This is a genomic window from Nannocystis sp., assembly GCF_016714285.1.
Taxonomy (GTDB): Bacteria; Myxococcota_A; Polyangia; order Nannocystales; family Nannocystaceae; genus Nannocystis.
The window spans coordinates 114,312-138,039 of the sequence record NZ_JADJNN010000014.1 but is presented as its reverse complement, the minus strand read 5'-3'; the positions used below and the strand labels follow the sequence as shown (position 1 = coordinate 138,039).

The window sequence follows — 23,728 nt, the reverse complement described above, 5'->3', positions numbered from 1 at the left end:
CTTGTGGGCCGCGACCTTGAGGGCGCGGCACCTACACTGTGATCACTTGCCGTCGCGGCCCTTGGTTGGCGGGCTCGTCGGGGTCGGAGGATCAGGCACGCTGAGGTCCAGGTTCTGCAGCAGGTCCTCCAGCTCGATCTTCTTCTCCAGGCGCTTCGACTGCAGCTCGACCAGGGTACGACCGATCTTGTCCCCGTCGCGGGTGAACTCCTCCAGGCGCTTGCTCAGGCGCGCGCGCAGGTCGTTGGCCCGCGGGTCCTTCTTGATCGCCTCCAGGTTCTCGCGCGTCTCGCTGGCCCGCTGGTCGAGCTCGATCCGCTGGGCCTCGAGGCCCTCGAGCTCGGTGTCGATGCGGCCAATCTCCTGACGCAACGCGATCAACGGCTGGATCCTCGCGCGCGTCGCCGCGTCGAGGTTCGACAGCTTGAGCACCATGTCGAGCAGCAGCGGCACGCGGCTGTCCCAGATCGTCAGCGTCGTGCGCGATGGGGTCTGTTCGACCACCTCGACCGACCCGCCGGTCTGGTTCGGCGGCGCCTTGACCGGGATGAGGTAGGCGTCTGGCAGCTCCTCGGCGCCGTCGATCTTGGTCTTGAGCGCGTAGCTGCCGCCCTGCTTGTTCTGGCGGACCAGCACGGTGAAGCCAGTGCCGCTCGGCGGGCCCTTGACCGTCCAGGTCGTGGTCATGCGCTGGAAGTTCTCGACCTCGATCGTGCCGCGGACGATGCGGACGATGTGCATGTCCTCGCCGCTGTACTGGCTCGACGAGCTGACCAGCACCCCGGGCTCGACCGCGAAGGGGATCGTGGTGCTGGTGCCGGTGCCGACCGCCTCCGAGATGCCCTCGCCGACGAAGCTGCCGCCGGTGTAGATGCTGATCGGCCCCGGCTCGAGCACGAAGGGCGTGCTGTTCTTGAAGCGGACCACGCGGTACGGGTTCTGCTCGTAGCCGGTGCCGGCGCCCCCGGGCTTGAACAGGAAGGTCTGCTCGGCCTCGACGTCCTCGTTGATGATCGCCACCATCGTCGAGGTGCCGTCCGGCACCGTCACGCGGTTGCCGAGGTCGAAGCGCGTCAGCCCGCTGATCTCCTTGGCGCGCGCGTTGGCCTGGGTGCTGCGACGCAGCGACTCGAAGTCGACGGCCGGCGGCGGCGGCGGGGCGCCCGGGCTGGCCGACGCGGCGCCCCCCATTGGCCCGCCCCACGCGTCCGGTGAGGGCCCCGCGCTCGACTTGGCCGACGCCCGCGTCGCCGGCGACGGCCGGCGCGCGTCCTTCTTCTTGGCCTTCTCGCGCATGCCCCCGCTCGCCGCGTCCTCCTCCTTGTAATCATCGGCGGCCGCGATCTCGGACTCGAAGCTGCGCGAGGCCGCGGGCGCGTCGACGTTGAGCGGCATCTGGTCGGGGCAGCCGTCGGTGTCGGTCATGCCGTTGTAGGTCTCGGGCGTGTCGGGGCAGCTGTCGCTGCTGTCGGCGATGCCGTCGCTGTCGCGATCGGCGCCGGCCGGGCCGTAGCTGGTCTCGCCGAGCGCCACCGCGGCCCGCTTGTAGCTGCCGCTGCCGCTGAGGTCGCTGCGCGGCACGATGCGCGGCGTGTGCAGGTCGTAGCGAAAGGCGATCGGCGCGCCCGAGGTCAGGCTCATCGTCACCTTGGCCCAGTCCTCGCCGCTGGTGTTGTCGACCACCGCCCAGCCCTGCAGCAGCGCCTTGCCCTTGCCGGCCTCGGGCAGCACGACGCGGTAGGTCGGCTTCCACATCGGCGCCTCGACCACGTAGCTGACCGAGAGGTCGTGCTTGTTCGCCCCGGCCAGGCGGATGTCGACCGCGACCTGCTGGAACATGCCCTCACCCGCGGTCGCGTCGAGGCTGCGATGGAACTGCAGCGCGAGGTCACCGTCGCGGAGCGTGATGGTGCGGACCTTCGACAGGCGGACGATCCGCATGCGCTTGCCGTCGAGCACCGTGAGGCGGAAGTCCTTGGAGCCGGCCTGCGGCGGCATCACCCGCTCGCTGTGCGCTGGCGGCGACGCGTCGGGCTCGTCGATGATCGCCTCGATCATCACGATGCGCCCGCGGATCTTGCCCTGCGTCGTGCCGAGCACGACGTCGTTGCCGCGCAGCGCGTCGATCACCTGGTCGAGCGAGCCCTGCCCGGGCGCGAGGGTCGCGAGCGCCGCGTTGGCCCACGCCTGGGGGTCGAGCGGCATCGACACGCTGACCGCCTGGCCGTTGCGGCGGTCGACCACCGTCAGGCTCTTGAGCAGATCGTTGACCTGGTCCTTGCGGACCTTGATCGTGAGCACCTCGCCGTCGACCTCGCCGCTGCGCTCGAAGTAGCCGACGCCGTTCCGGTAGAGCACCACCCGATCGAGCCCGAGAGTGCTGTCGGTGGCGGCGTACGGATCGCGGCCGTGGGCACAGGCGGCGGCGACGAGGGGCACGAGCAGGGACGCGAGACGGAGGTGGCGTGGGCGCAAAGGCAAGATCTCCTACCGGAGCCGACTGTACCCCGCGGCCGGGCCCCTTAGATCGCCTCGATCTGGCCTCCTGCGGCCCCGCAGGCGTGCGCCGCCGGCCCGGCGCCAATTTGGCGCGGTCCCGCGCGCCATGTGCGCGGCAGCATGGAGCCATACCCGCGTACGCGCCACCGCTGGACGCGATCGCCGGCCTTTGCCAATGTAGGCCGCGATGATCCCCTCGCGCCCCGCGCTGTACCCGGAGATCGAGCCCCACAGCACGGGCACGCTGCGGGTCTCGAGCCTGCACAGCATCTACTACGAGGAGTCTGGCAACCCCGAGGGCAAGCCGGTGGTGTTCCTGCACGGCGGCCCGGGTGGCGGCACCGACCCGAAGCAGCGCCGCTTCTTCGACCCGCAGGCCTACCGCATCGTCCTCTTCGATCAGCGCGGATGCGGCCAGAGCACCCCGCACGCCGAGCTGCGCGAGAACACCACCTGGGACCTCGTCGCCGACATCGAGAAGCTGCGCAGCCACCTCGCCATCGATCGCTGGCAGGTCTTCGGCGGCTCGTGGGGCAGCACGCTGGCGCTCGCCTACGCGCAGACCCACCCGCGCCGCGTCAGCGAGCTGGTGCTCCGCGGCATCTTCCTGCTGCGCCGCAGCGAGCTGCTGTGGTTCTACCAGGACGGCGCGAGCGCGCTGTTCCCCGACGCGTGGGAGGCCTTCCTCGCGCCGATCCCCGCGGGTGAGCGCGGCGATCTGATGAAGGCCTACCACCGCCGCCTCACCAGCGACGACCCGGCGACTCGCCTCGAGGCCGCCCGCGCGTGGAGCGTGTGGGAGGCCAGCACCAGCTTCCTGCTGCAGCGCCCCGACTACATCGCCAACGCAGCGGGCGACGACTTCGCCCTCGCCTTCTCCCGCATCGAGGCCCACTACTTCGTGCACCGCGGCTTCCTCGAGCGCGAGCAGCAGCTGATCGAGAACATCGGCCGGCTGCGCCACATCCCCAGCGTCATCGTCCAGGGCCGCTACGACGTCGTCTGCCCGATGGCCAGCGCCTGGCAGCTGCACCGCGCCTGGCCCGAGGCCGAGCTGGTCGTCGTGCCCGACGCCGGCCACTCCGCCTTCGAGCCCGGGATCCTCGAGGCGCTCGTCGCCGCCACCGACCGCTTCGCCCTCCGCTGACTGCCACCATGGTTGCCGCCCGACCGCACATCTTCGCCCACTCCGTCCCGCACCGCGTCGACCCGCTCAGCGCGCTCTACCCGGCGATCGAGCCGTACCACCTCGGGCGCCTCGCCGTCGACGCGCGCCACGACCTCTACTTCGAGCAGTCGGGCAACCCGAACGGCAAGCCGGTGGTGTTCCTCCACGGCGGCCCGGGCGGCGGCACCGACCCGAAGCACCGCCGCTTCTTCGACCCCAACCACTACCGCATCATCCTGTTCGACCAGCGCGGCTGCGGTCAGAGCGAGCCCTTCGCCTCGCTCGAGGACAACACCACCTGGCACCTCGTCGACGACATCGAGGCGCTGCGCGTGCACCTCGGCGTCGACCGGTGGCAGGTGTTCGGCGGCTCGTGGGGCAGCACGCTCGGGGTCGCGTACGCCGAGGCGCACCCGTCGCGGGTCAGCGAGCTGGTGCTGCGCGGCATCTTCATGTTCACCGACCGCGAGGCCGAGTGGTTCTACGGTCGCGGCACCCGCGTGCTGTTCCCTGACGCCTGGGACGCCTTCATCGCCGTCATCCCGCCGGCCGAGCGCGGCGACCTGATCGCCGCCTACTACGCCCGCCTCACCGGCGAGGACCCGCACGTAGCGAGTCGAGGCCGCGCGCGCGTGGAGCCTGTGGGAGAGCACCGTCGCCTCGCTCGTCGCCGACGAGTCGACGCTCGCCCACTGCGACGACCCGAGCTTCACCCTCGCCTTCTCCCGCATCGAGTGCCACTACTTCCTCCACCGCGGCTTCCTGGCCCACGAGCAACAGCTGCTCACGGACACCGCGAAGATCCGCCACATCCCGACGACCATCGTCCACGGCCGCTACGACGTCATCTGCCCGCTCGAGAACGCCTGGCGCCTGCACAAGTGCCTGCCGCAGTCGGAGCTCGTCATCGTCGCCGACGGCGGCCACTCGGCCTTCGAGCCCGGCATCGCCGCCGCCCTGCGGGCCGCCACCGACCGCCACCGCTGAGCACCTGTCCGAAGGGGCAGGCGAGCCACAACGGTCACATGAAGGTCTCGTCGCCCGCGGCCGCGCGGGCGGCCCACTCGATGCGATCGACGCCCCAGTAGAGCAGCGGCTCACGCCCCGGCGCGTGGACCACGAAGGTCGGCACCCCGAACGCGCCCGCCGCCTCGGCCTCGGCCGTCGCCGCGAACAGCTCGGCCTTCGCCTCGTTCGCCGCCGCCACCATCGCCGCGCCCGGAAACCCGAGCTCGTCGGCGAGGCCGGCCAACACCGCGGGATCGCCGATGTCGCGATCCTCGGCCCACATCGCGCGAGCGACGCGGACGATCAGCGCCCGCCCCCGCGGCGACTCGCACAGGCGCGCCTGCAGCGTCACCCGCAGCGGCAGCACGCTGCTGATCGGGAAGCGCGTCGGCCAGGCGAAGGGCACACCGGCGCGGGCCGCCTGACGCTGCAGGTCCTGCATCGTGTGGCGGCGCTTCTCCGGGCTCTGGGTGAACAGCGGAACGTCGGCCGTGCCGACGCTGCGAAACAGCCCGCCGAGCAGCAGCGGCCGCCAGCGCGCCGCGGCGCCGAGCACCGCCTCAGCCTGCGCGAGCGCGAGGTAGGCGAAGGGGCTCGAGTAGTCGAAGTACAGATCGATCGGCGCCAGCGGGGTCGCGGGCGGCAACCGCAGCGACGGCGGCGATCCGCCGAGCGCCGCCTCGACCATGTCGAGCCGATCCTGCCCCCAGAACAGCTCGTCGCCGACGAAGCAGGTCGGCACCCCGAACACACCCCGCGCCACCGCCTCATCCGTGCGCCGCCGCAGCTCGTCCTTGATCGCGTCGCTCGCCGCCAGCGCCTGCACGGCCGCCGCGTCGAGCCCGGCCTCCGTCAAGATCGCAGCGACCACCTCGGCCTGGCCGATGTCGCGGCCCTCGGCCCAGTAGGCGCGGTAGAAGCGGTGCGCCAGCGGCATGAAGGGCGGCCCGACCGCGAGCAGGCAGCGCAACGCCTCGACCGTGCGCAGTGGGTGCCCCGGCGGCATGTGCAGCGCGACCCCGGCTTGCTGGGCCTGGCGCCGCATGTCGTGCAGGTTGTGCCGCGCCTTCGCGGGGTTCAGCGTCGCGGCCAGGTTCTGTGGCGTGCCGCGGGCCTTGAACACCCCGCCGAGCAGCATCGGTCGCGCGTCGAGTTCGGCGCCCGCGCGCTGCGCCACCGCCTCGACCCGCGTCGACGCGACGTACGCATAAGGACACGAGAAGTCGAACCAGAACTCGAGGATCTTGCGCATACCCTCAGCCCCCCGCCAGCCACTGCGCGGCCTGCTTCGCGTAATAGGTGAGGATGAAGTCGGCCCCGGCGCGGCGGATGCCGAGCAGGCTCTCGAGCACCGCCCGCTTCTCGTCGAGCCAGCCGCGCTCGCTCGCCGCCTTGAGCATCGCGTACTCGCCGCTCACCTGGTAGGCCGCGATCGGCAGGTCGCTCGCGTCGCGCAGATCGCGGATGATGTCGAGATAGGGCCCGGCCGGCTTGACCATCAGCATGTCGGCGCCCTCGGCCGCGTCGAGCCTCGCCTCGCGCAGCGCCTCGCGCCGGTTGGCAGGGTCCATCTGGTAGGTCTTCTTGTCGCCGCTCTTGGGCGCCGAGTCGAGCGCCTCGCGAAAGGGCCCGTAGAAGGCCGAGGCGTACTTGGCCGTGTAGGCCAGGATCGAGACCTCCGAGAAGCCCTCGGCGTCGAGCGCGAGGCGGATCGCGCCGACGCGGCCGTCCATCATGTCGCTGGGCGCGACGATGTCGGCGCCGGCACGCGCCTGCGTGACCGCCTGTTTGCACAGCACCGCCACGGTCTCGTCGTTGAGGATTCGACCATCGGGCGCGACGATCCCGTCGTGCCCGTCCGAGTTGTAGGGGTCGAGCGCCACGTCGGTCACCAGCACCACGTCGGGCCAGCGATCCTTCAGGGCCCGCAGCGTGCGCGGCACCAGGCCGTCGCGGTTGTGGGCCTCGCGCCCGTCGCTGGTCTTCTGCGCCTCGGGCACAGCGGGGAACAGCGCGAAGCTGTGGACCCCGACGGCGCGCGCCGCCTCGACCTCGCGCAGCAGCCCCGCCGGCGACAGCCGACTGCAGCCCGGCATCGCCCCGATCGGGACGTCGCCCGCACCCTCGTGGATGAACAGCGGGTAGATGAAGTGCTCGGGCCCGACGTGGTGCTCGCGGACCATCGCGCGGATGGCCGGGTGCTTGCGGTTGCGGCGGGGACGGTGGGGCAAGATCATGGACATGGTCATCTGGCTTTCAGGACAGGTCATGCGTCGACGACGTGGCGCGCCGACTCGGGCCCGGGCAGCCCGCGCAGCGCGGCGCGCAGGCGCCCGGCCGCCGCCTCGAGCTCCGCGGCGACCGCCCGCCCGTCGGCGTTGGCGAAGTCGAGGTCACGCATCCCGTCGACCGGGACCACATGCACGTGCACGTGCGGCACCTCGAAGCCGGCGATCATCAGCCCGATCCGCGTCGGCGAGAACGCGGCCTGCTGGGCCCGACCGACGAGCTGCGCGACGGTCATGAGGTGCGCCGCGGTCGCGGACGGCAGGTCGATCCAGTGGTCGACCTCGGCGCGCGGCACCACCAGCGCGTGGCCCGGGCGCAGCGGCGCGATCGACATGAACACGGCGCACAGCTCGTCCTTCCACACGAAGCGCGCGGGCAGCTCGCCCTGAAGGATGCGGGTGAACACGGTGGGCATGCCGGTGACTCTACACGGGTCGCAGGCCGCCCGGAACGCTGACCCACGCCGTCCCGGCGACGGCCAGCCGCCACGGCGCGTCGCGGTCGGCCGGCGCCGCGTAGTCAATGCCCACCCGCGGCCCCGCGAGGATCGCCGGGACCGGCGCCGCGTCGCGGACACACAGCCCGCCGGGCTCGTACAGCGGGTGATGCGACCAGCCCGCGTCGAGGCCGAGGGCCTGGCCGATCTTCCCGGGCCCCGCGAGCAGCGGCGGCCGCTCGCGCGTCAGCTTGCGCCGGGCCAGGATCTCGGCCACCCCGGCCACCGGCTCACACGCACGGATCAGCACCGCCGCGCCCTCGCCCTCGTCGTCGGTCACGACGTTCAACATGTTGTGCATGCCGTAACAGAGGTACACGTACGCTCGCCCCGCCGGCCCCCACATCGCCGCGTTGCGCCCGGTGCGACCGGCCCGGCAGTGGTTCGCGGTGTCGCCGGGCCAGCGGTACGCCTCGACCTCGGTGATGCGCAGCAGCACCTTGTCGCGCTCGATGAGCTTGCCCAGCAGATCGCGCGCGACCGCCAGCGCGTCGCGGGCATAGAACGACTGTGGCAGCAGCGGCGCCTCGCCTGGCCGGTGTGAACCCTGTTCCTCGTCGAGCATGCCAGCGCCTCGGGTCCGCGATGCTCGCGTGTTCCCGCGCCTCGCGCAAACCCCTGCACGCGAGACCGCCGATCGTGCAATCATCTCGCTCCGCGCATGTACGTGTACGTGTACCTGTTCTCCTTCGCGCTCGGTGGCATCCTCCTGCTCGCGTCGATCTTGCTCGGCGACAAGGACGGCGGGGGCCATGATGCCGACGGTGGCGCCGACGCCGACGCCGACGCCGAGACTGGCGGCAGCCAGGGCATCGATCACGGCGTCGCGGACGCCCACGGCAGCGTCGCCGGCCTGTTTACGGCCTTCCTGTCGCTGCGCTTCTGGATGTTCTTCCTCGCGTTCTTCGGCCTCACCGGGCTCGCCCTCGACGGCCTCGACCTGGTCGACTCGAGCGTCGTCGCCCTCGCCCTCTCGCTCGGCATGGGCCTCCTCACGGGTCAGGTCACGGTCGCCGTGTTCCGCAGCCTGTCCGCCAGCGAGACCAGCACCGCCGCCGGCCCCGGCGACTACGTCGGCAAGTCCGGCCGCGTGCTCGTCAGCTTCGGCCCTGGCAGCCTCGGCAAGCTGCGCATCACCCTCAAGGGCACCACCGTCGACGTGCTCGCCACCAGCGACGACGAGCGCCCGTTCGCTACCGGCGACGAGGCGATGGTGATCCAGATGAACGAGACCACCGCCGTGGTCGCTCGCGTGCCCGTGAGCGACCACTCCTGAGGCGCAAGCAACCCCGCATCGGCCCTCGCGTGGCCGCTCCCACCCGACCCGCGCCCTCACTCCCCGCCTCCCCCTCGGCCCCCGCCGGAGACCCACACGATGCAGCTCGCAGCAGCCCTCCATCCATTGACACCTGGCCCGACCCTGGCCGCCGGCCTCGAGGTCCTGACCAAGGACATGGCGACCCTCGCCCTCGTCGGCGCCGGCGCGGTCGGCCTCTTCATCCTGCTCATGCTCCTGCTGGTCAAGAATTTCCTCCTGATCGCCAGACCCAACGAGGCGCTGATCTTCACCGGCCGCCGGCGCATGCGCGACGGGGTCGACCTCGGGCCGATGATCGTGCTCGGCCGCGGCGACCGCAGCCAGGCCGCCGAGCACCACGGCGGCGGCCGCGGGCGGGCCTGGCGGGTCCCGATCATCGAGCGCGTCGATCGCCTCGACATGTCGATCATGTCGATCGACGTCGCCGTCAACAACGCCTACTCGAAGGGCAACATCCCGCTCAAGATCCACGCGATCGCCAACGTCAAGATCAGCTCCGACCCGCGCCTGATCCGCAACGCGATCGAGCGCTTCCTCGGCCAGTCGCCGCACGAGGTGCAGATGGTCGCCCGCCAGACCCTCGAGGGCGCCCTGCGCGAGGTCCTGGCCCAGATGACCCCCGAGGAGGTCAACGAGGACCGCCTCGCCTTCGCCGACAACCTGGTGAAGAGCGCCCAGGACGACCTCGACAAGCTCGGCCTCCACCTCGACACCCTCAAGATCCAGCACGTCTCCGACGACACTGGCTACCTCGACTCGCTCGGCCGCCCGCAGATCGCCGCGGTCCTGCGCGACGCCGAGAAGGCCGAGAGCCAGGCCTCGCAGGAGGTCTCCGAGGCCCAGGCCACCGCCAACCAGCGCGCCGAGTTCGCCAAGGCCACCGCCGAGACCGCGATCCTGATGAAGCGCAACGCGCTGCAGCAGCTGCGCTCCGAGCTCGAGGGCCGCGCCTCGTCCGTCGAGCGCGAAGCCGAGGCCGCCGCCAAGACCTCCCGCGCCAACGCCGAGCAGGAACTGCAGACGGTGCGCGGCCAGCTGGCGGAGAAGCGCCTGATGGCCGAGGTGATCGTCCCGGCCGAGATCCACCGCGCCGCCGAGGCGATCCTCGCCAAGGGCGCCGCGGCGCCGACGATCGAGAACGGCGCCGCGATCGCCGAGGTGCTCGCGCTCACCGGCGAGGCCTGGCGCAGCATGGGCCCGCACGCCAAGGAGATCTACGTCATCCAGCACCTCGAGGAGTTGATCGCCGCCGTCGTCGAGAGCGTGCACAAGATCAAGGTCCGCGAGGTCCACGTCCTCGACCCCGGCGACGGCTCGGGCATCGCCAGCTACGCCGCCAGCTTCCCCCACACCGTCGCCGCCGTGCTCAGCGCCCTGCATGAGACCACCGGCGTCGACATCCCAGCCATCCTCGCCGGCGCCTCGGCGAGCGGGAGGGCCTCCAAGTGAACCCCGACGCCATCCTCGCGCTCATCGGCGTCGGCGCCATCGCCTTCGTCGCCCTCCTCCTCGTCATCAAGAACGTCCTCTACGTCTGCCAGCCGAACGAGGTCCTGATCTTCTCCGGCCGCCGACGCGAGACCCCCGAGGGCAAGGTCTACGGCTACCGCATCATCCGCGGCGGCCGGGCGATCCGCGTGCCGCTGTTCGAGACGGTCGACCGCATGGACCTGACCAACATGATCATCGAGGTCCAGGTCAAGAACGCCTACTCGAAGGGCGGCATCCCGCTCAACATCCAGGGCGTCGCCAACATCAAGGTGCCCGGCGAGGAGCCGCTGCTCAACAACACCCTCGAGCGCTTCCTCGGCCGCGGTCGCGAGCAGATCATGAAGACCGCCCGCGAGACCCTCGAGGGCAACCTGCGCGGCGTGCTGTCGACGATGACCCCGGAGCAGGTCAACACCGACAAGGAGACCTTCGCCCAGCGCCTCGCCGCCGAGGCCGAGCACGACCTCAGCAAGCTCGGCCTGGTCCTCGACACCCTCAAGATCCAGAACGTCTCCGACGAGGTCGGCTACCTCGACGCCATGGGCCGCCAGCGATCCGCCGCGATCCGCCGCGACGCGCTCATCGCCGAGGCCGTCAGCCAGGCCCAGGCCGCCGAGTTCCGCTGGAACAACACCCGCAACGCCGAGCTCGCCACCCTCGAGTCGCAGATGCAGATCGCGGCCAAGGAGAACGAGCGCCGCGTCGCCGACGCGCAGTCGCGCCGCGGCGCCCTGATCGCCCAGCAGCAGGCCGAGGTCCAGGCCCTGATCGCCACCGCCAGCGGCGAGGTGAGCATGCAGGAGGCCCGCATCGAGCAGGTCCGCCGCCAGCTCCACGCCGACATCCTCCAGCCCGCCGACGCCGCCCGCCGCGAGGCCGAGGAGCAGGCCAAGGGCGCCGCCGCCAAGATCGTCGAGCAGGGCCGCGCCACCGCCTCGGTGCTCACCCGCATCGCCGAGACCTACAACAAGGGCGGCGCCAGCAGCCGCGACGTGCTGCTCATGCAGAAGCTCGTGCCCCTGTTCCAGCACCTCGCCGGCACGATCGGCGAGCTTCGCATCGACCGCCTCACCGTGCTCCCGCACCGCGTCGGCGATGCCGCCCAGTCGTCGCTCGGCGCCCGCCTCGTCGACGCCAGCGAGCAGGTCCGGGCCGTCACCGGCGTCGACCTCAGCAAGGTCCTCCGCGACAAGCTCGGCGACGACTCGCGCCCGCCCCGGCCGCCCCCGCAGCCGCGCTGAGCGAGCGCCCCGAGCACCCACGACGGCGTCTGTCCCTGGGACAGGCGCCGTCCTCGTCGCGCCCTTGATGCGCGGTCTTAGGCCGTGAATTTCAGTTCAAGCCCGTGAACCACGGCCCCCGACACCGCAACTAAAACAGGTTTCACTCATCTCGCTGATATCTCGTAAATATCTACATGTATTGAATATTATTAGACAGCGACATCCCTCACCTTGACATGAACTGGGATTCATCGCAGTGAACCCCCGACATGAGCAAGGTGGCAGAGCCGGCGCGCGCCGGGACCAAGCGTGGTGGGGCGCGCGCCCCCGTGAAGCCGAGCACGCGGGACGCCGTGCGCGAGGAGTCGCGCGCGGCCTTCCGCGCGGCGATCCTCGTGGCCGCCGAGCAGGTCTTCGGTCGGCTCGGCTTTCACGACGCCAAGATGACCGACATCGCCGCCGAGGCCGGGGTCGCCGCCGGCACCCTCTACAACTACTTCAAGAACAAGGACGAGGTCTTCACCTCGATCCTCGAGCGTGGGCGCGACCAGGTCACCGTCCTGCTCGACGCCCACGCGGACGTGCCCGACCCGCTCGAGCGCACTCGCCTGCGCATGCGCGACGCGTTCACCTACCTCGAGCAGCACGGGGCCCTGTTCTCGATGTTCCTGCGCATCGCCGGGGTCTCCGAGTACGCCCGCAAGCGGGCCCTCGACGAGCACGGCGAGCACAGCTACGCCGCCAGCGTGCAGCGAACCGTCGCGGTGATCCGCGAGGCGCTGGAGCGCGGCCAGCTGCGTCGTGACGTCCCGGTCGAGGACCTCGCCGCGATGCTCATGGGCATGTGCGACGCCACCATCTTCGCCTGGACCCGCGCCGGCTGCCCGCCGGGGCTGGTCGCCAAGGCCGACACCATCGTTGATCTCTTCCTCCGGGGCGCTCAAGCACCATGACCACGGCAAACCTCCCTCGCCTGCTCCTCGCGGCCGCACTCTTCACCATCATCACGGGCATCACGGGCACCCTCGCGTGCGACAACGGCGAGAAGAAGGTCGGCCTCCCGCCCGCCCGCGAAGGCGCCGCAGCGCCGGCGATCCCCGGCCCGCCGCCCGCGCCGCAGACCGGAACAGGGACCGGGGCCGGGGCCGGACCCGCCGTCACCACCACGCCCTCGGCCACCCCGGGCGCGAGCCACTACGTCGCCACCGCGCTGCCCAAGCACAGCGCCGAGCTCGGCCCCAAGATGAGCGGCACGCTCACCGCCGTGATGGTCGAGGAGGGCGACCAGGTCAAGAAGGGCCAGATCTTGTTCCGTCTCGACGCCCGCGGCATCCGCCTCGGCGTCTCCCAGGCCGAGACGGCGCTGCAGGGCGCCACGATCAACCGCGACAACGCCAAGCGCGAGCTCGATCGCCAGAAGCAGCTGGCCGACAAGGGCACCATCTCCGCCGCCGTGCTCGAGCGCGCCGAGGCGGCCTTCAACGCCAGCGTCAACGGCGTCAGCCAGGCCGAGGTCATGCTGTCGATGGCCCGCCACAATACCAGCGACTCCTCGGTCAGCTCGCCGATCGACGGGGTCGTCGCGCACAAGTTCAAGAGCGTCGGCGAGACGGTGACGATGATGCCGCCGACCACCGTGCTGCTGATCCAGGACCACTCGGTCATCGAGCTGCGCACGCGGATCCCCGAGAGCACGCTCAAGCACGTCAAGGAGGGCGACATCATCACCGCCCACTTCACCGCCGTCGACGCGACCCGCGAGGCCAAGGTCGTGCGCATCCAGCCCACCGTCGACCCGTTGACCCGCTCGATCGAGATCGTCGCCGACGTCGACAACAAGGACAACACGCTGCGCCCCGGCATGTACGTCGAGGTCGAGCTCAGCCCGCCGCCGGCCCCCGCCGCGCCGCCCGCCGCCGCGCTGGCCGCGCCGCCGGACGCCAAGGGCCCCGTCGCCAGCGCCCGCGCGAAGCAGCCTGCGGCCGCCAAGGAGTCCCCGTGAAGATCGCCGAGATATCGATCCGCAGGTCCGTATTCGCGGCGATGCTCATCGCCGCGTTGATGGTGTTCGGCTTCTACAGCCTGCCGAAGATCGGCGTCGAGCTGTTCCCGAACGTCGAGTTCCCGGTCATCACGACCACCGTCATCTACCCGGGCGCGGACCCGGAGACGATGGAGTCGAAGGTGGCCGACCCGATCGAGGAGGCGCTGCAGTCGATCTCCGGGGTCAAGCGCATGACCTCGCGCAACTACGAGAGCGTGACCTCCGTGATCATGGAGTTCGAGCTCGAGGTCGACGGCAACCAGGCGCTGCAGGACGTCCGCGACAAGGTCACGGCGATCGAGCGCGAGCTGCCGCGAGGCATCGACCCGCCGGTCATCCAGAAGTTCAACACCGGCGCCGCGCCGGTGCTCTCGGTCGCCCTCGCCAGCGACATGCCGATCCGCGACCTGACCAAGCTGGCCAAGGACGAGGTCAAGCAGCGCATCCAGCAGGTCCCCGGCGTCGGCACCGTCGACCTCATCGGCGCCCGCGAGCGCGAGGTCAAGGTGCTGGTCGACCCGGCCCGCATGATCGGCTTCGGCCTCACCGTCGACGACGTGACCGGCGCGATCCAGGCCGGCAACATCGAGCTGCCGGCCGGCTACGTGAAGACCGGCGGCAGCGAGCTGACGATCAAGACCAAGGGCGAGGTCAAGTCGGCCGCGGAGATCGGCGACATCGTGATCCGCGGGGTCGGCGGCGCGGCGATCCGCGTCCACGACGTAGCCGAGGTCGTCGACGACGTCGAGGAGGCCCGCTCGGCCTCCTTCCTCAACGGCGAGGCCGCGCTGGCCCTGGTCGTGCGCAAGCAGAGCGGCGCCAACGTGGTCGCGCTGGCCGAGCAGGTCCGCGAGGTGATCGAGGAGATGAAGCCCGAGCTGGAGAAGCGCGGGGTCAAGCTGGCGATGCCGACCGACAACTCCGTGTTCGCCGAGCACGCGATCGACGACGTCAAGTTCGACCTCGTGCTGGGCGCCCTGCTGACGATCATCATCATCCTGGTCTTCCTGCACGACATCCGCGCGACCTTCATCGCCGCCCTGGCGATCCCGACCTCGGTCGTGGCGACCTTCGCGTTCATGTCGTACATGGGCTTTAGCTTCAACAACATCTCGATGCTGGCGCTCTCGCTGTCGATCGGCATCCTCGTCGACGACGCGATCGTGGTGATCGAGAACATCTACCGCCACCTCGAGATGGGCAAGCCGCGCATGCGCGCGGCCCTCGACGCCACCTCCGAGATCGGCCTCGCGGTCATCGCCACGACCCTCTCGATCGTCGCGGTGTTCGTGCCGGTCGCCTACATGAGCGGCATCATCGGCCGCTTCTTCTTCCAGTTCGGCCTCACCGTCTCGGCCGCGGTGCTGCTGTCGATGCTGGTCTCGTTCACGCTGACGCCGATGCTGTCGTCGCGGCTGATGCGGATGCAGCACGCCAGCGCCCCGGGCTTGTTCGCCCGCCTGTTCGACCGCGGCTTCGCGGCGGTCGAGCGGGTCTACTCCGGCGTGCTGCGCTGGGCGCTGCGCTGGCCGTGGACCACCGTCGCCCTCGCCATCGCCACCCTGGTCGCCTCGATCGGCCTGGTCACCCGCGTGCCGACCGAGTTCATCCCGCAGCAGGACCAGTCGCAGTTCTCGGTCAACGTCGAGCTCCCGACCGGCACCGGCCTCGACGCCACCGTCGCCACCGCCCAGGCGATCGGCAAGGACATCCGCGACAACCTGGACGGCATCAAGGACACCTTCACCACCATCGGCGGCGGCGCCCAGGGCCAGGTCAACCGGGCCCAGACCACCGTCACGCTGAAGCCCCGCAAGCAGCGCGGCTACAGCCAGCAGGAGGCGATGCAGTGGGCGCGCGACCGCTTCGCCGGCATCGCGGGCGTGCTCGTCACGGTCGAGGAGGTCAACCTCTTCGGCGGCGACGGCGGCTTCCGCACCCAGCCGGTGCAGTTCTCGATCCGCGGCACCAACCTCGACGAGGTGACCGCCGCCGCCCAGGCGCTGCGCGCCGAGCTCGACAAGACCGGCAAGTTCGTCGACCTCGACATCACCTACCGCGGCGGCAAGCCGGAGGTGGCGATCCAGGTCGACCGCAACAAGGCCGCCGACCTCGGCGTCCCGGTCGCAGCGGTGGCGCGAACGATCCGAGCCCTGATGGCCGGCGACACCATCTCCGACCTCAAGGAGGGCTCGGACATCTACGACGTGATCCTGCAGATGCCCGAGGCGCAGCGCGCCAACGTCGAGGCGCTCAACAACCTCAAGGTGCGCAGCGTGACCGGGCAGCTGGTCGACCTCGCCAGCGTGGTGCGGGTCGGCCGCGGCAGCGGTCCCAGCGAGATCGAGCGGCAGAACCGCCTGCGTCAGATCGTGGTGCTCGCCGACATCAAGGGCGTCACCCTCGGCGAGGCCCAAAAGCTCGTCAACGAGGCCGCCGCGCGGGTCGTGCCGGCCCACCTCACCACCAGCTACCTCGGCGACGCGGAGATCATGATCGAGGCGTTCACGGCGATGCTCCTGGCGCTCGCCCTCGCGATCGTGCTGGTCTACATGATCCTCGCGGCCCAGTTCGACAGCCTGACCCAGCCGATCGTGATCATGATCTCGCTGCCGCTCTCGGTCGTGGGCGCCTTCGGCGGCATCTACCTCGCCGGCATGACCCTCAACATCTTCTCCTTCATCGGCCTGATCATGCTGATGGGCCTGGTGACCAAGACGGCGATCTTGCTGGTCGACTTCGCCAACTCGGAGCGGGCCCAGGGCGCCGAGATCAAGGACGCCCTGCTCAAGGCCGGCCGCATCCGCCTGCGCCCGATCGTCATGACCGCCGCGGCGACCGTGTTCGGCATGGTCCCCGTCGCCCTCGCGCTCGGCGAGGGCGGTGAGGCCCGCGCGCCGATGGCCGTCATCGTCATCGGCGGCATGATCACCTCGACGGTGCTCACCCTCGTCGTGGTCCCGGTCGCCTACCTGCTGTTCGACCGCCTCACGACCAGCCGCTCGATGAAGTGGATCGGCCGCAAGTTCTTCGGCATCGACCCGAACCTGCCCGCGGAGTCGCTCGACGCCCCGTGGGCGGCCGGCCTCAACATGTCGCCGCACTTGGCGGGCCACGTGTCACCTGACCTTTCAGCCAGATCGGACGCCGACGACCCCGTCGCCAGCGACCTCGTCATCCCCAACATCGTCAAGCCGGGCCACCGCGAATGACCGCCTCCACCCTGTTCCTCGCCGCCCTCATGGTCGCGGCTCCCTCGCCGCGCGCGCTCGTCTCTCCGCCGCCGGCCCCAAGCTCCGCCCTCCCGCGCGACGACGCCGCGCCAGTCGTGCCGGCCAGCAGCCGACCCGTCCTCGGCAACGCCGCCGACCCGGCGGCGCTCGACGCCTCGCTCCGCCAGAGCCCGCTCGGCAAGGGCCTCACGCCGGTCGCGGGCGGGCTCACCAGCGACATCGTCGCCGAGCGCACGATCGCCGCCTCGCCCTCGCTGCAGATCAAGCAGGTGGCGATCGAGCGGGCGGCCGCGAGGCTCGACCAGACGATGATCGCCTTCCTGCCGACCCTCGGCGTCAAGGGCGGCTACACCCGGCTGTCGAAGGCGGCGATCAACTTCGGCGGCGGCGCGGGTGTCGGCGCCGCGAACGGTCCGGCCGACGGTGCAGCCGCCGCGCCGGTCACGGTCGGCCCCTGCCCTGGCGGCGTCGGCCAGTGCGCGCTCGACCCGATGGGCCAGCCGCTGGTCGTCACGCCGCCGTTCAAGATCAACATCCCGCTCAACAGCTACTCGCTGCAGGCCCAGCTAGCGATCCCGATCTCCGACTACATCCTGTCGCTGGCGCCGGCCCGGAAGGGCAGCCTCGCCGCGCGCGAGTCGGCGACGCTGGCCCGCGACGCCGAGCGCGTCAAGGTCGAGACCGACGCCCGCCTGACCTACTTCAACTGGCTGCGATCGGTCGCCGCGTTGATCGTGATCGAGGACGCCTTGCAGCGGACCCAGGCCCGCCTCGCCGACGTGCAGAACCTGTTCGACGCCGGCGCGGCCACCCGCTCCGACGTGCTCCGCGTCGACGCGCTGGTGTCCTCGCAGCAGGAGGCGATCAACGACGCCCGCGCCTTCCGCCAGATCAGCGAGCGAGCGCTGGCGATCACCATGAACGAGCCGGCGCGCAGCTACGAGGTCGGCGAGGACATGCTGTCGCCGCCGCCGATGGCCTCGCTGCCCCGGCTCGACGATCTGATCGCCGAGGCTCACGGCAAGCGCCTCGAGCTCCGCGCGCTGGAGCGGGCGATCGACGGCGTCGAGCACGGCATCCGGGCCACGCGGGCGCAGTACTACCCGCGCCTCGACGGCTTCGCCGAGACCACCTACGCGAACCCCAACCAGCGCTTCTTCCCGCTGTCGCCGGTGTGGCGCGCGTCGTGGTCGGCCGGCGTGCAGCTCAGCTACACGATCAACCAGACCCTGATGACCCGGGCCCAGGTCCGCGAGCACAAGAGCGACAAGCGCGAGCTGATCCTGCAAGCCGAGCTGATGCGCCGCGGCATCGCCATGGAGGTCGTGCAGGCCTACCACGACCGCGAACGGGCCCTCGCGGCCATCGAGCTCAGCACCCGCGGCCTCGCCTCGTCCGCCGAGGCCTACCGCGTCGCCAGCGAGAACTACAAGGCCGGCGCCGCGACCACCAACGACATCATCGACGCCGAGGGCGACCAGGTGCGCGCCGGGCTGCAAGCCGTCAGCGCCCGCATCGACCTCCACGTCGCGACCACCCGACTCCTCTACGCGACCGGTCGCATGAACCCCAGCGGCGCCCGTCGCTGAGCCGTCCGGCGCGCCAATTTCGGGCGTGTCAGGGACGGCGATTGTGGCATCGTCGCCTTCATGCGGGTCTCAATCCAAACAATCCTGGGTCCTGGCTGGATCGCCGTGGCGCTGCTCGCCTGCGGTCCGAAGGGCGCGGACGACACGGGAGAGATCGTGCTGACGAGCAGCGACGGCGGCGGCACCGGCGTCCCCGCGACGAGCGACAGCCCGTCGACGAGCGCCACATCGACGAGCCCCACAGCGACGAGCCCGACCTCGACGAGCGGCGACCCTGTAACCACGACCCACGCGGACACGAGCGGCGACGGCGAGACCTTCGTCGTGCGCGGTGACGCGGGCGTCCTGGGCTGCGACCTCGCGGAGCAGTCCTGTCCCGCGGGCCAGAAGTGCAACCCGTCGGGCATGGGCAGCGGCAGCGTGTTCAACGGCACGCCGATCTGCGTCCCGCTGGCGCCCGACCCGAAACCGCATGGCTCGCCCTGCTCTGTCCTCGGCGACGAGCTCGACGGCACCGACGACTGCGAGCTCGGCACGGTGTGTCTGTTCCCCGACGACCAGGGCGTCGGCGAGTGCCACAAGCTGTGCGGCATCTTCAGCGACCCCGATCCGGGCTGCGCGCCGGGTGACCAGTGCGCGGGCCTGGCCTGCCAGAGCTGCTTCTGGGGCTTCTGCGACGCGCCCTGCGACCCGCTCGACTCGAACACCTGCGACGCCGGCGAGGTGTGCCTCCCGAACGTCGACCAGTGGTTCTGCATCCTCGACGCGAGCGGCGCGGAGGGCCAGGCCGGCGATTCTTGCGAGGTGGCCAACGGCTGCGACCCCGGCCTGCTGTGCACGAACGCGGCGGAGATCCCCGGCTGCGACGCGCCGGACGGCTGCTGCTCGCCCTTCTGTTCGACCGACAAGCCCAACACCTGCCCCAACAAGGCGATGGGCGAGCTGTGCGTGCCGTACTACGCGGAGGGCCAGGCCCCGCCGCAGTTCGTCACGCTCGGCCTCTGCTCGCTGCCGCCGTGATCAGCGATTAGCTCACCGCCCGCGAGCGCATGTCGACGAGCAGCACGGCTGGCAGGTGGCCCGAGCGCTGGAACTCGCGCATGTGCAAGATCGGCAGCTCGCCGAGCTGGGCCACGGTGCGGCCGCCGATCAGCTCGCGGTAGACGCGAGGCGCGTGGGCCGAGAGCGCGGCCGGGCTCGCTATCCGCTCGAGCACGGCCATGAGCGCGTCGAGCGAGTTCATCTTCATGTACGGGCAGGTCGCGCAGCCGCCGGCGGTGCTGCAGCCCTCGCCGCCGGCGACCCCGGGGACCAGCGGCAGCGTGGCGTCCCCCGTGGCCACGACGGCGCCCTCGGCCACCGGGAACACGATCTCGACGGTGAGCAGCGGGCGCGCGGCGAGCAGGGCGCGGACCGCGTGGACGATCGAGGTGACCATGCCGGCCTCGGTGCCGAGGACGAACTGCAGGTGGCGCGGCTCGTGCTCGGGTGCGGCGCGCACCTGGGCGGTGATGTAGCCGAGGATGTCGGAGGTGCTGCCGACCACGCCGCGGCCGCGCTGCTGGCCTTCGAGGGCCAGGGCGAACATCTCGCCGGGGACCTCGAGGTGGGCGGTGACCATCGCGTCGGGGTAGTCGGCGCGCACGCGGGCGACGACCTCGGCGCCGAACATGTGGTGGACGATGCAGTTGCCCTGCTCGAAGTAGTGGAAGCGCGGCAGCAGGGCGGTGATGCTGGCCCGCGTGTGCTGCGGATGGACCGCGGCGATCGCCGCGTCGTCGAGGTCGGCGAGGCGCTCGAACAGCACGCGCAGGTTGTGGCCCATGTACGTGTCCGGGCCGAACCACACGTTCGCGTCGGGCTGGGCGGCGAAGGTCTCGAGGATCGTCTGGACGACGTTGGACGAGGTGCAGGTGATGGTCGGGACGATCGCCTGGGCGTGGGCCTTGGTCCGCAAGCTGGTGTTGATGTAGACGACGTGCAGGGCGTTGGGCGTGGCCGCGGCGCGGTGGAGATAGGCCGCGTAGGCCGGGGCCTCGGCGGCGGCGGCGAGCGAGCAGCCGATCGGCTCGGCGGTGACGCGGTACACCGGGAGCGCGGCGAAGCCGGCGCTGTCGAGCACGGCGCGCACGTTCTCGGACATGAAGTCGACGCCGAGCACGACGATGGCGCGGGCGCCCTTCTGAGCCATTGTGACAGCGCGGTCGGCCATCACCAGCGAGTCGGAGATGTGCAGGCGCGACCAGCCGGTCGCGAGCAGGGCGCCCTGCAGCTCGGCGTCCATGTAGAAGTGGGCGACGACGCCGGCGTCGCTGGCCTGCAGCAGATCCTTGAGGCGCTGCACGGTCGCGGGGTCGGGATCGAGGAAGGCCGCCTGGGCCTCGGCGAAGGCGCCCTGGGCGGCCACGCCGCTGTGACGCAGGAGGAGCGAGGGGAAGGGCTTGGGCATGCGCCGGGCAACGCTAGCCGATCCCCCCGCAGGCCGCCACGTGGCCGCAGCGCGCTCAGGGAGCGCGCAGCGTGCCGATCAGGGCCGCGACCTGATCGACGAGGGTGATGACCTCGGCCTTGATCTGCTCCGGCGTCGGGAAGCTGGAGATGACGCCGACCACCTCGAGCGCCGTGTCGACCTTGGGCTTGTCGGCCTCGGGCAGCACGTTCTTCGCCGAGTCGAGCAAGGTCTTGGCGGCGTTGACGAAGGGCAGGACCTTGTCGATCGGGATGACCGAGGTGTCGAGCTTGCCGATCTCGGTCTTCAGGAGCCCGAGCAGCTCGACCAGCTTGGTGAGCAGCTCGTTGACCTGGGGGATCGCCGCGGCGATCGCCTGCACGGCGGGACGGATCGTGTCGGCGCCCTCCTCGAGCACCGTCTTGACTTGCGTGAGCGCGTTCTTCAGTTCGTCGTAGATATTCACAGCCATCTCCACACCCTCCTCACTGAGACCTGGCCTAAAAGCCAGGTGAAAATGTCACCCGACGTCGACGACGCCAGGCTCGACAGACTTGATCCGATCGACCGGATCCGGGACTCCGAGCGCGACGTGAAGCAGGGCCTCGCCGCGCAGCAGGAACTCGAGCTCGACGCAGGCGCGCTCGGCCTCGCCGACGCGCTCGCGCTGGCGCGTCACCGCGACCAGGAAGGCGACCGGCCGGCACAGGCGGGCGCGCACGCCGGCGGTCGCCGCGGCGACGAGGTCCGGCAGGTCGACGCAGGCCGTGAGCGCGGCGGCCAGAGCCGCCTCGGCGAGCTCGTCGAGGCCGGTCGCGGCGCGGGCCCGCAGGCGCAGCGTCAGCTCGCCGCGTCGGCGCTCGACGAAGCCGCGGGCGGGCGCGCCGAGCAGCAGGGCGCGGACGCCGATGCCCATGGCCGGCGGCCGCGAGAAGCGGAGCGTGCCGGCGTCGACGCGGTAGTCGTCGCCGCGCGCGCGCGGGAAGCCGGGCGGGGCCTCGACCTCGGCGACCTCGAGCGCACCGGGCGGCAGCGGGAAGCTGGTGGTGACGCCGTCGCCTTGCCAGCTCTGGGCCGTGAAGTGGCGGGCCGCGCCGCGCTCGTCGCCGAGGTCCTGGCTCGGCGGAGCGAGGCGGAGCTGCTCGGCGAGCACCTGCACGCTGGCGCCGACCGGGACGCTCGGCGCCGGGCCGAACAAGATCGCAGCGCCCGGTGCGAGGGCGGCCTGGAGCGCGGCGGCGTAGTGGGCTTCGGCGGCGGCGAGCACGGCGGACCTCGATTCACGGCGGGTTGGTGAAGCTCCAGCTGCTGCTCTGGACCGGCAGCTCGATCAGCAGATCGCGAAGGATCACGCGGCCCTCGCTCGGGCTGCGGACGACCAGCGTGAGCGGGGCGTCGACGGGCCCGACGGCGAGCGGGGCGAGGCCAGCGGCGTCGAGGCGGACCCAGCCGTCGGCGTCGGCGACGACCTGCATCACGACGCCGCTGCGCTGCAGCTGCAGCTGCAGCGGCAGCGCCGGGCCGTCGTTACGCAGGCGCGGGCGGGTGATCGCCCACGGCTTGCTCGGACCTGTCCCAAAGGTCATGTCGCGTGGGACCCACGACTCGGCGCGCTCGCGGCGGAGCAGCGGCCCGACGGGGCCGGGCGGCGTCTGGGCCAGCGCCCACAGGAGCTCGCCCTCGGCCAGCTCGAGCGCGACCCAGACCGTCGCGTCGGACGCGAGCATCACGGCCTCGGGCAGGTCGAAGGATCGCCAGGTGTACGCGCCGAGGATGCCGGCGCCCGGGTCCGCGAGCTCGACGGGGACGCTCGCCAGCGGCGCGTCGCCGGGGGCGCCACGCTCGTCGGCGAGGATCTTCAGCTCGCCGCGCACCGCGGTCGTCCGCGCGGCGAGCCACAGATCGACGCCGACCATGGCGCCGCCGCTGGCGAAGCGGAAGGCCTGCGCGAGCATCGAATCGGGGCCGCAGCGGTGGGCGTAGCTGACCTGAGCCGGCGCCGATGGCACGGCCGGCGGCAGCTCGGGGCGCAGCTCGGGACGCAGCTGCACGGCGAAGCGCAGCGGGTGGGCCGTGAGCTCGGCGGTGGCCGTCGCGTCGACGCCGGGCTTCACCGCGAGCGTGAGCTCGGGGCCGGCGCTCTGCCAGAGAGTGACCGAGCGGCGCACGCTGAGGGTCAGCGAGAGCTTGCGCAGCTCGGCGGCGGCGGGCGAGCGCAGGACGATCTGGGCGGTGCCGCCGGCGCGTCCGGGGAGCTGCTTGCGCAGCGCAGCGAGCAGCGGCTCGCGCAGGTTGAAGCTCGCGCCGGGCGGGAGCAAGGCGGCCTCGTGGTGCACGACGGTCGCCGGTGCGAGGCTGACGGTGAGCGCCGGGGGTCGCCGCGCGCCGGTCAGGGTGACCGCGGTGATCGTGCTCGCGGACGGGACGTAGTCCTCGGGGCTGTTGGGCGACGCGGGCTTGGTGACCGGCTCGATCATCAGGCGGCTGGCGGCGAGGCCGGGCAGCTGCACGCTGGCGCTGAGGCTGGTGACCGGGACGATCGCGGCTGGCGTGGCCAGCAGCCACGGGCCCGCGTCGGCGACCCGCAGGCGCAGGAAGGTCGCGGGTGCGCCGGCCTTGAGGGTGACGGTCAGCTTGACCAGGGCCCGGCGCGCGCCCCAGTCGAGCGTGAGCCAGGTGAGGTCGCTGGCCGGCGACCAGGCGCCGGTGCTGGCGATCAGGGTGGCGCCGCTGTGCAGCGCGATCGGGTCGCTGTCGTCGGGCACCTGGACCGTCAGGTTGGCGGCCTGCAGCTCGAGGCCAGCGGGCAGCGTGAGCTCGACGGCGGTGCCGTCATCGGCGACCGGCACGACGGCACCCAGCGCGAGCGGCACGCCGTTGCGGACGAGCTTCGTGGTGATCGTCGGCTGGGTCATGGTGGC

18 protein-coding genes and 1 pseudogene are annotated in these 23,728 nt (G+C 71.5%); 10 read left to right on the top strand and 9 right to left on the bottom strand.

Features of this window, described 5'->3' with window-relative positions:
- Positions 1-42 precede the first annotated feature (42 nt).
- Positions 43-2,439 carry a DUF4139 domain-containing protein gene (locus IPJ59_RS23890; RefSeq protein WP_293273435.1) on the bottom strand — a complete coding sequence of 799 codons (2,397 nt, stop codon included), beginning with the start codon at positions 2,437-2,439 and terminating at the stop codon, positions 43-45.
- A gap of 247 nt (positions 2,440-2,686) precedes the next feature.
- Here IPJ59_RS23890 and pip (IPJ59_RS23885) point away from each other — a divergent pair, with 247 nt between their 5' ends.
- Positions 2,687-3,646 carry a prolyl aminopeptidase gene (gene pip, locus IPJ59_RS23885; protein WP_293273434.1) on the top strand — a complete coding sequence of 320 codons (960 nt, stop codon included), beginning with the start codon at positions 2,687-2,689 and terminating at the stop codon, positions 3,644-3,646.
- A gap of 8 nt (positions 3,647-3,654) precedes the next feature.
- Positions 3,655-4,654, top strand: a pseudogene (gene pip, locus IPJ59_RS23880) (prolyl aminopeptidase).
- Positions 4,655-4,688: 34 nt separating this feature from the next.
- Here the strand turns inward: pip (IPJ59_RS23880) and IPJ59_RS23875 are convergent.
- The 4 genes from IPJ59_RS23875 to IPJ59_RS23860 are packed head-to-tail and all read right to left on the bottom strand — an operon-like array spanning position 4,689 to position 8,025.
- Positions 4,689-5,927: a 2-hydroxychromene-2-carboxylate isomerase gene (locus IPJ59_RS23875; protein ID WP_293273432.1), complete on the bottom strand. Its 1,239-nt coding sequence runs from the start codon at positions 5,925-5,927 to the stop codon at positions 4,689-4,691.
- Between the two features lie 4 nt (positions 5,928-5,931).
- Positions 5,932-6,912: a porphobilinogen synthase gene (gene hemB / locus IPJ59_RS23870; RefSeq protein ID WP_293273431.1), complete on the bottom strand. Its 981-nt coding sequence runs from the start codon at positions 6,910-6,912 to the stop codon at positions 5,932-5,934.
- A 29-nt stretch (positions 6,913-6,941) separates the two neighbouring features.
- Positions 6,942-7,379 carry an HIT family protein gene (locus IPJ59_RS23865; protein WP_293273430.1) on the bottom strand — a complete coding sequence of 146 codons (438 nt, stop codon included), beginning with the start codon at positions 7,377-7,379 and terminating at the stop codon, positions 6,942-6,944.
- A gap of 10 nt (positions 7,380-7,389) precedes the next feature.
- Complete coding sequence (locus tag IPJ59_RS23860; protein ID WP_293273429.1) at positions 7,390-8,025, bottom strand: DNA-3-methyladenine glycosylase; 636 nt, start codon at positions 8,023-8,025, stop codon at positions 7,390-7,392.
- A 96-nt stretch (positions 8,026-8,121) separates the two neighbouring features.
- Between IPJ59_RS23860 and IPJ59_RS23855 the strand changes: the two genes are divergently transcribed.
- From IPJ59_RS23855 to IPJ59_RS23820, 8 genes are all read left to right on the top strand, one after another.
- Positions 8,122-8,736 carry a hypothetical protein gene (locus tag IPJ59_RS23855; protein WP_293250837.1) on the top strand — a complete coding sequence of 205 codons (615 nt, stop codon included), beginning with the start codon at positions 8,122-8,124 and terminating at the stop codon, positions 8,734-8,736.
- A 99-nt stretch (positions 8,737-8,835) separates the two neighbouring features.
- Positions 8,836-10,227, top strand: a complete 1,392-nt coding sequence (locus tag IPJ59_RS23850) for a flotillin family protein (protein WP_293273428.1) — start codon at positions 8,836-8,838, stop codon at positions 10,225-10,227.
- Positions 10,224-11,510 (top strand): flotillin family protein, encoded by a 1,287-nt coding sequence (locus IPJ59_RS23845; RefSeq protein WP_293273427.1) that lies wholly within the window; start codon positions 10,224-10,226, stop codon positions 11,508-11,510. The genes IPJ59_RS23850 and IPJ59_RS23845 overlap by 4 nt, the downstream gene beginning before the upstream one ends.
- 251 nt (positions 11,511-11,761) lie before the next feature.
- A complete protein-coding gene (locus IPJ59_RS23840; protein WP_293250829.1) occupies positions 11,762-12,445 on the top strand; it encodes a TetR/AcrR family transcriptional regulator in 684 nt (227 codons plus the stop codon).
- Positions 12,442-13,494: an efflux RND transporter periplasmic adaptor subunit gene (locus tag IPJ59_RS23835; RefSeq protein WP_293273426.1), complete on the top strand. Its 1,053-nt coding sequence runs from the start codon at positions 12,442-12,444 to the stop codon at positions 13,492-13,494. Before IPJ59_RS23840 ends, IPJ59_RS23835 begins: the two co-directional genes overlap by 4 nt.
- Complete coding sequence (locus IPJ59_RS23830; RefSeq protein WP_293273425.1) at positions 13,491-16,748, top strand: efflux RND transporter permease subunit; 3,258 nt, start codon at positions 13,491-13,493, stop codon at positions 16,746-16,748. The genes IPJ59_RS23835 and IPJ59_RS23830 overlap by 4 nt, the downstream gene beginning before the upstream one ends.
- The gene (locus tag IPJ59_RS23825; protein ID WP_293273424.1) at positions 16,745-18,358 is read left to right on the top strand and encodes a TolC family protein; all 1,614 of its coding nucleotides are present in this window, start codon (positions 16,745-16,747) and stop codon (positions 18,356-18,358) included. The genes IPJ59_RS23830 and IPJ59_RS23825 overlap by 4 nt, the downstream gene beginning before the upstream one ends.
- A 60-nt stretch (positions 18,359-18,418) precedes the next feature.
- Positions 18,419-19,378 carry a hypothetical protein gene (locus tag IPJ59_RS23820; RefSeq protein ID WP_293250821.1) on the top strand — a complete coding sequence of 320 codons (960 nt, stop codon included), beginning with the start codon at positions 18,419-18,421 and terminating at the stop codon, positions 19,376-19,378.
- A 7-nt stretch (positions 19,379-19,385) separates the two neighbouring features.
- Here IPJ59_RS23820 and nadA read toward each other — a convergent pair whose 3' ends face one another.
- Genes nadA through IPJ59_RS23800 form a run of 4 tightly spaced genes read right to left on the bottom strand, consistent with a single transcriptional unit; the run spans position 19,386 to position 23,722 of the window.
- A complete protein-coding gene (gene nadA / locus IPJ59_RS23815; RefSeq protein WP_293273423.1) occupies positions 19,386-20,807 on the bottom strand; it encodes a quinolinate synthase NadA in 1,422 nt (473 codons plus the stop codon).
- Between the two features lie 55 nt (positions 20,808-20,862).
- The gene (locus IPJ59_RS23810) at positions 20,863-21,279 is read right to left on the bottom strand and encodes a hypothetical protein (RefSeq protein ID WP_293250817.1); all 417 of its coding nucleotides are present in this window, start codon (positions 21,277-21,279) and stop codon (positions 20,863-20,865) included.
- Between the two features lie 48 nt (positions 21,280-21,327).
- Positions 21,328-22,074 carry a hypothetical protein gene (locus IPJ59_RS23805; RefSeq protein ID WP_293273422.1) on the bottom strand — a complete coding sequence of 249 codons (747 nt, stop codon included), beginning with the start codon at positions 22,072-22,074 and terminating at the stop codon, positions 21,328-21,330.
- 13 nt (positions 22,075-22,087) lie between these two features.
- Positions 22,088-23,722: a hypothetical protein gene (locus IPJ59_RS23800; protein WP_293273421.1), complete on the bottom strand. Its 1,635-nt coding sequence runs from the start codon at positions 23,720-23,722 to the stop codon at positions 22,088-22,090.
- Positions 23,723-23,728 lie beyond the last annotated feature (6 nt).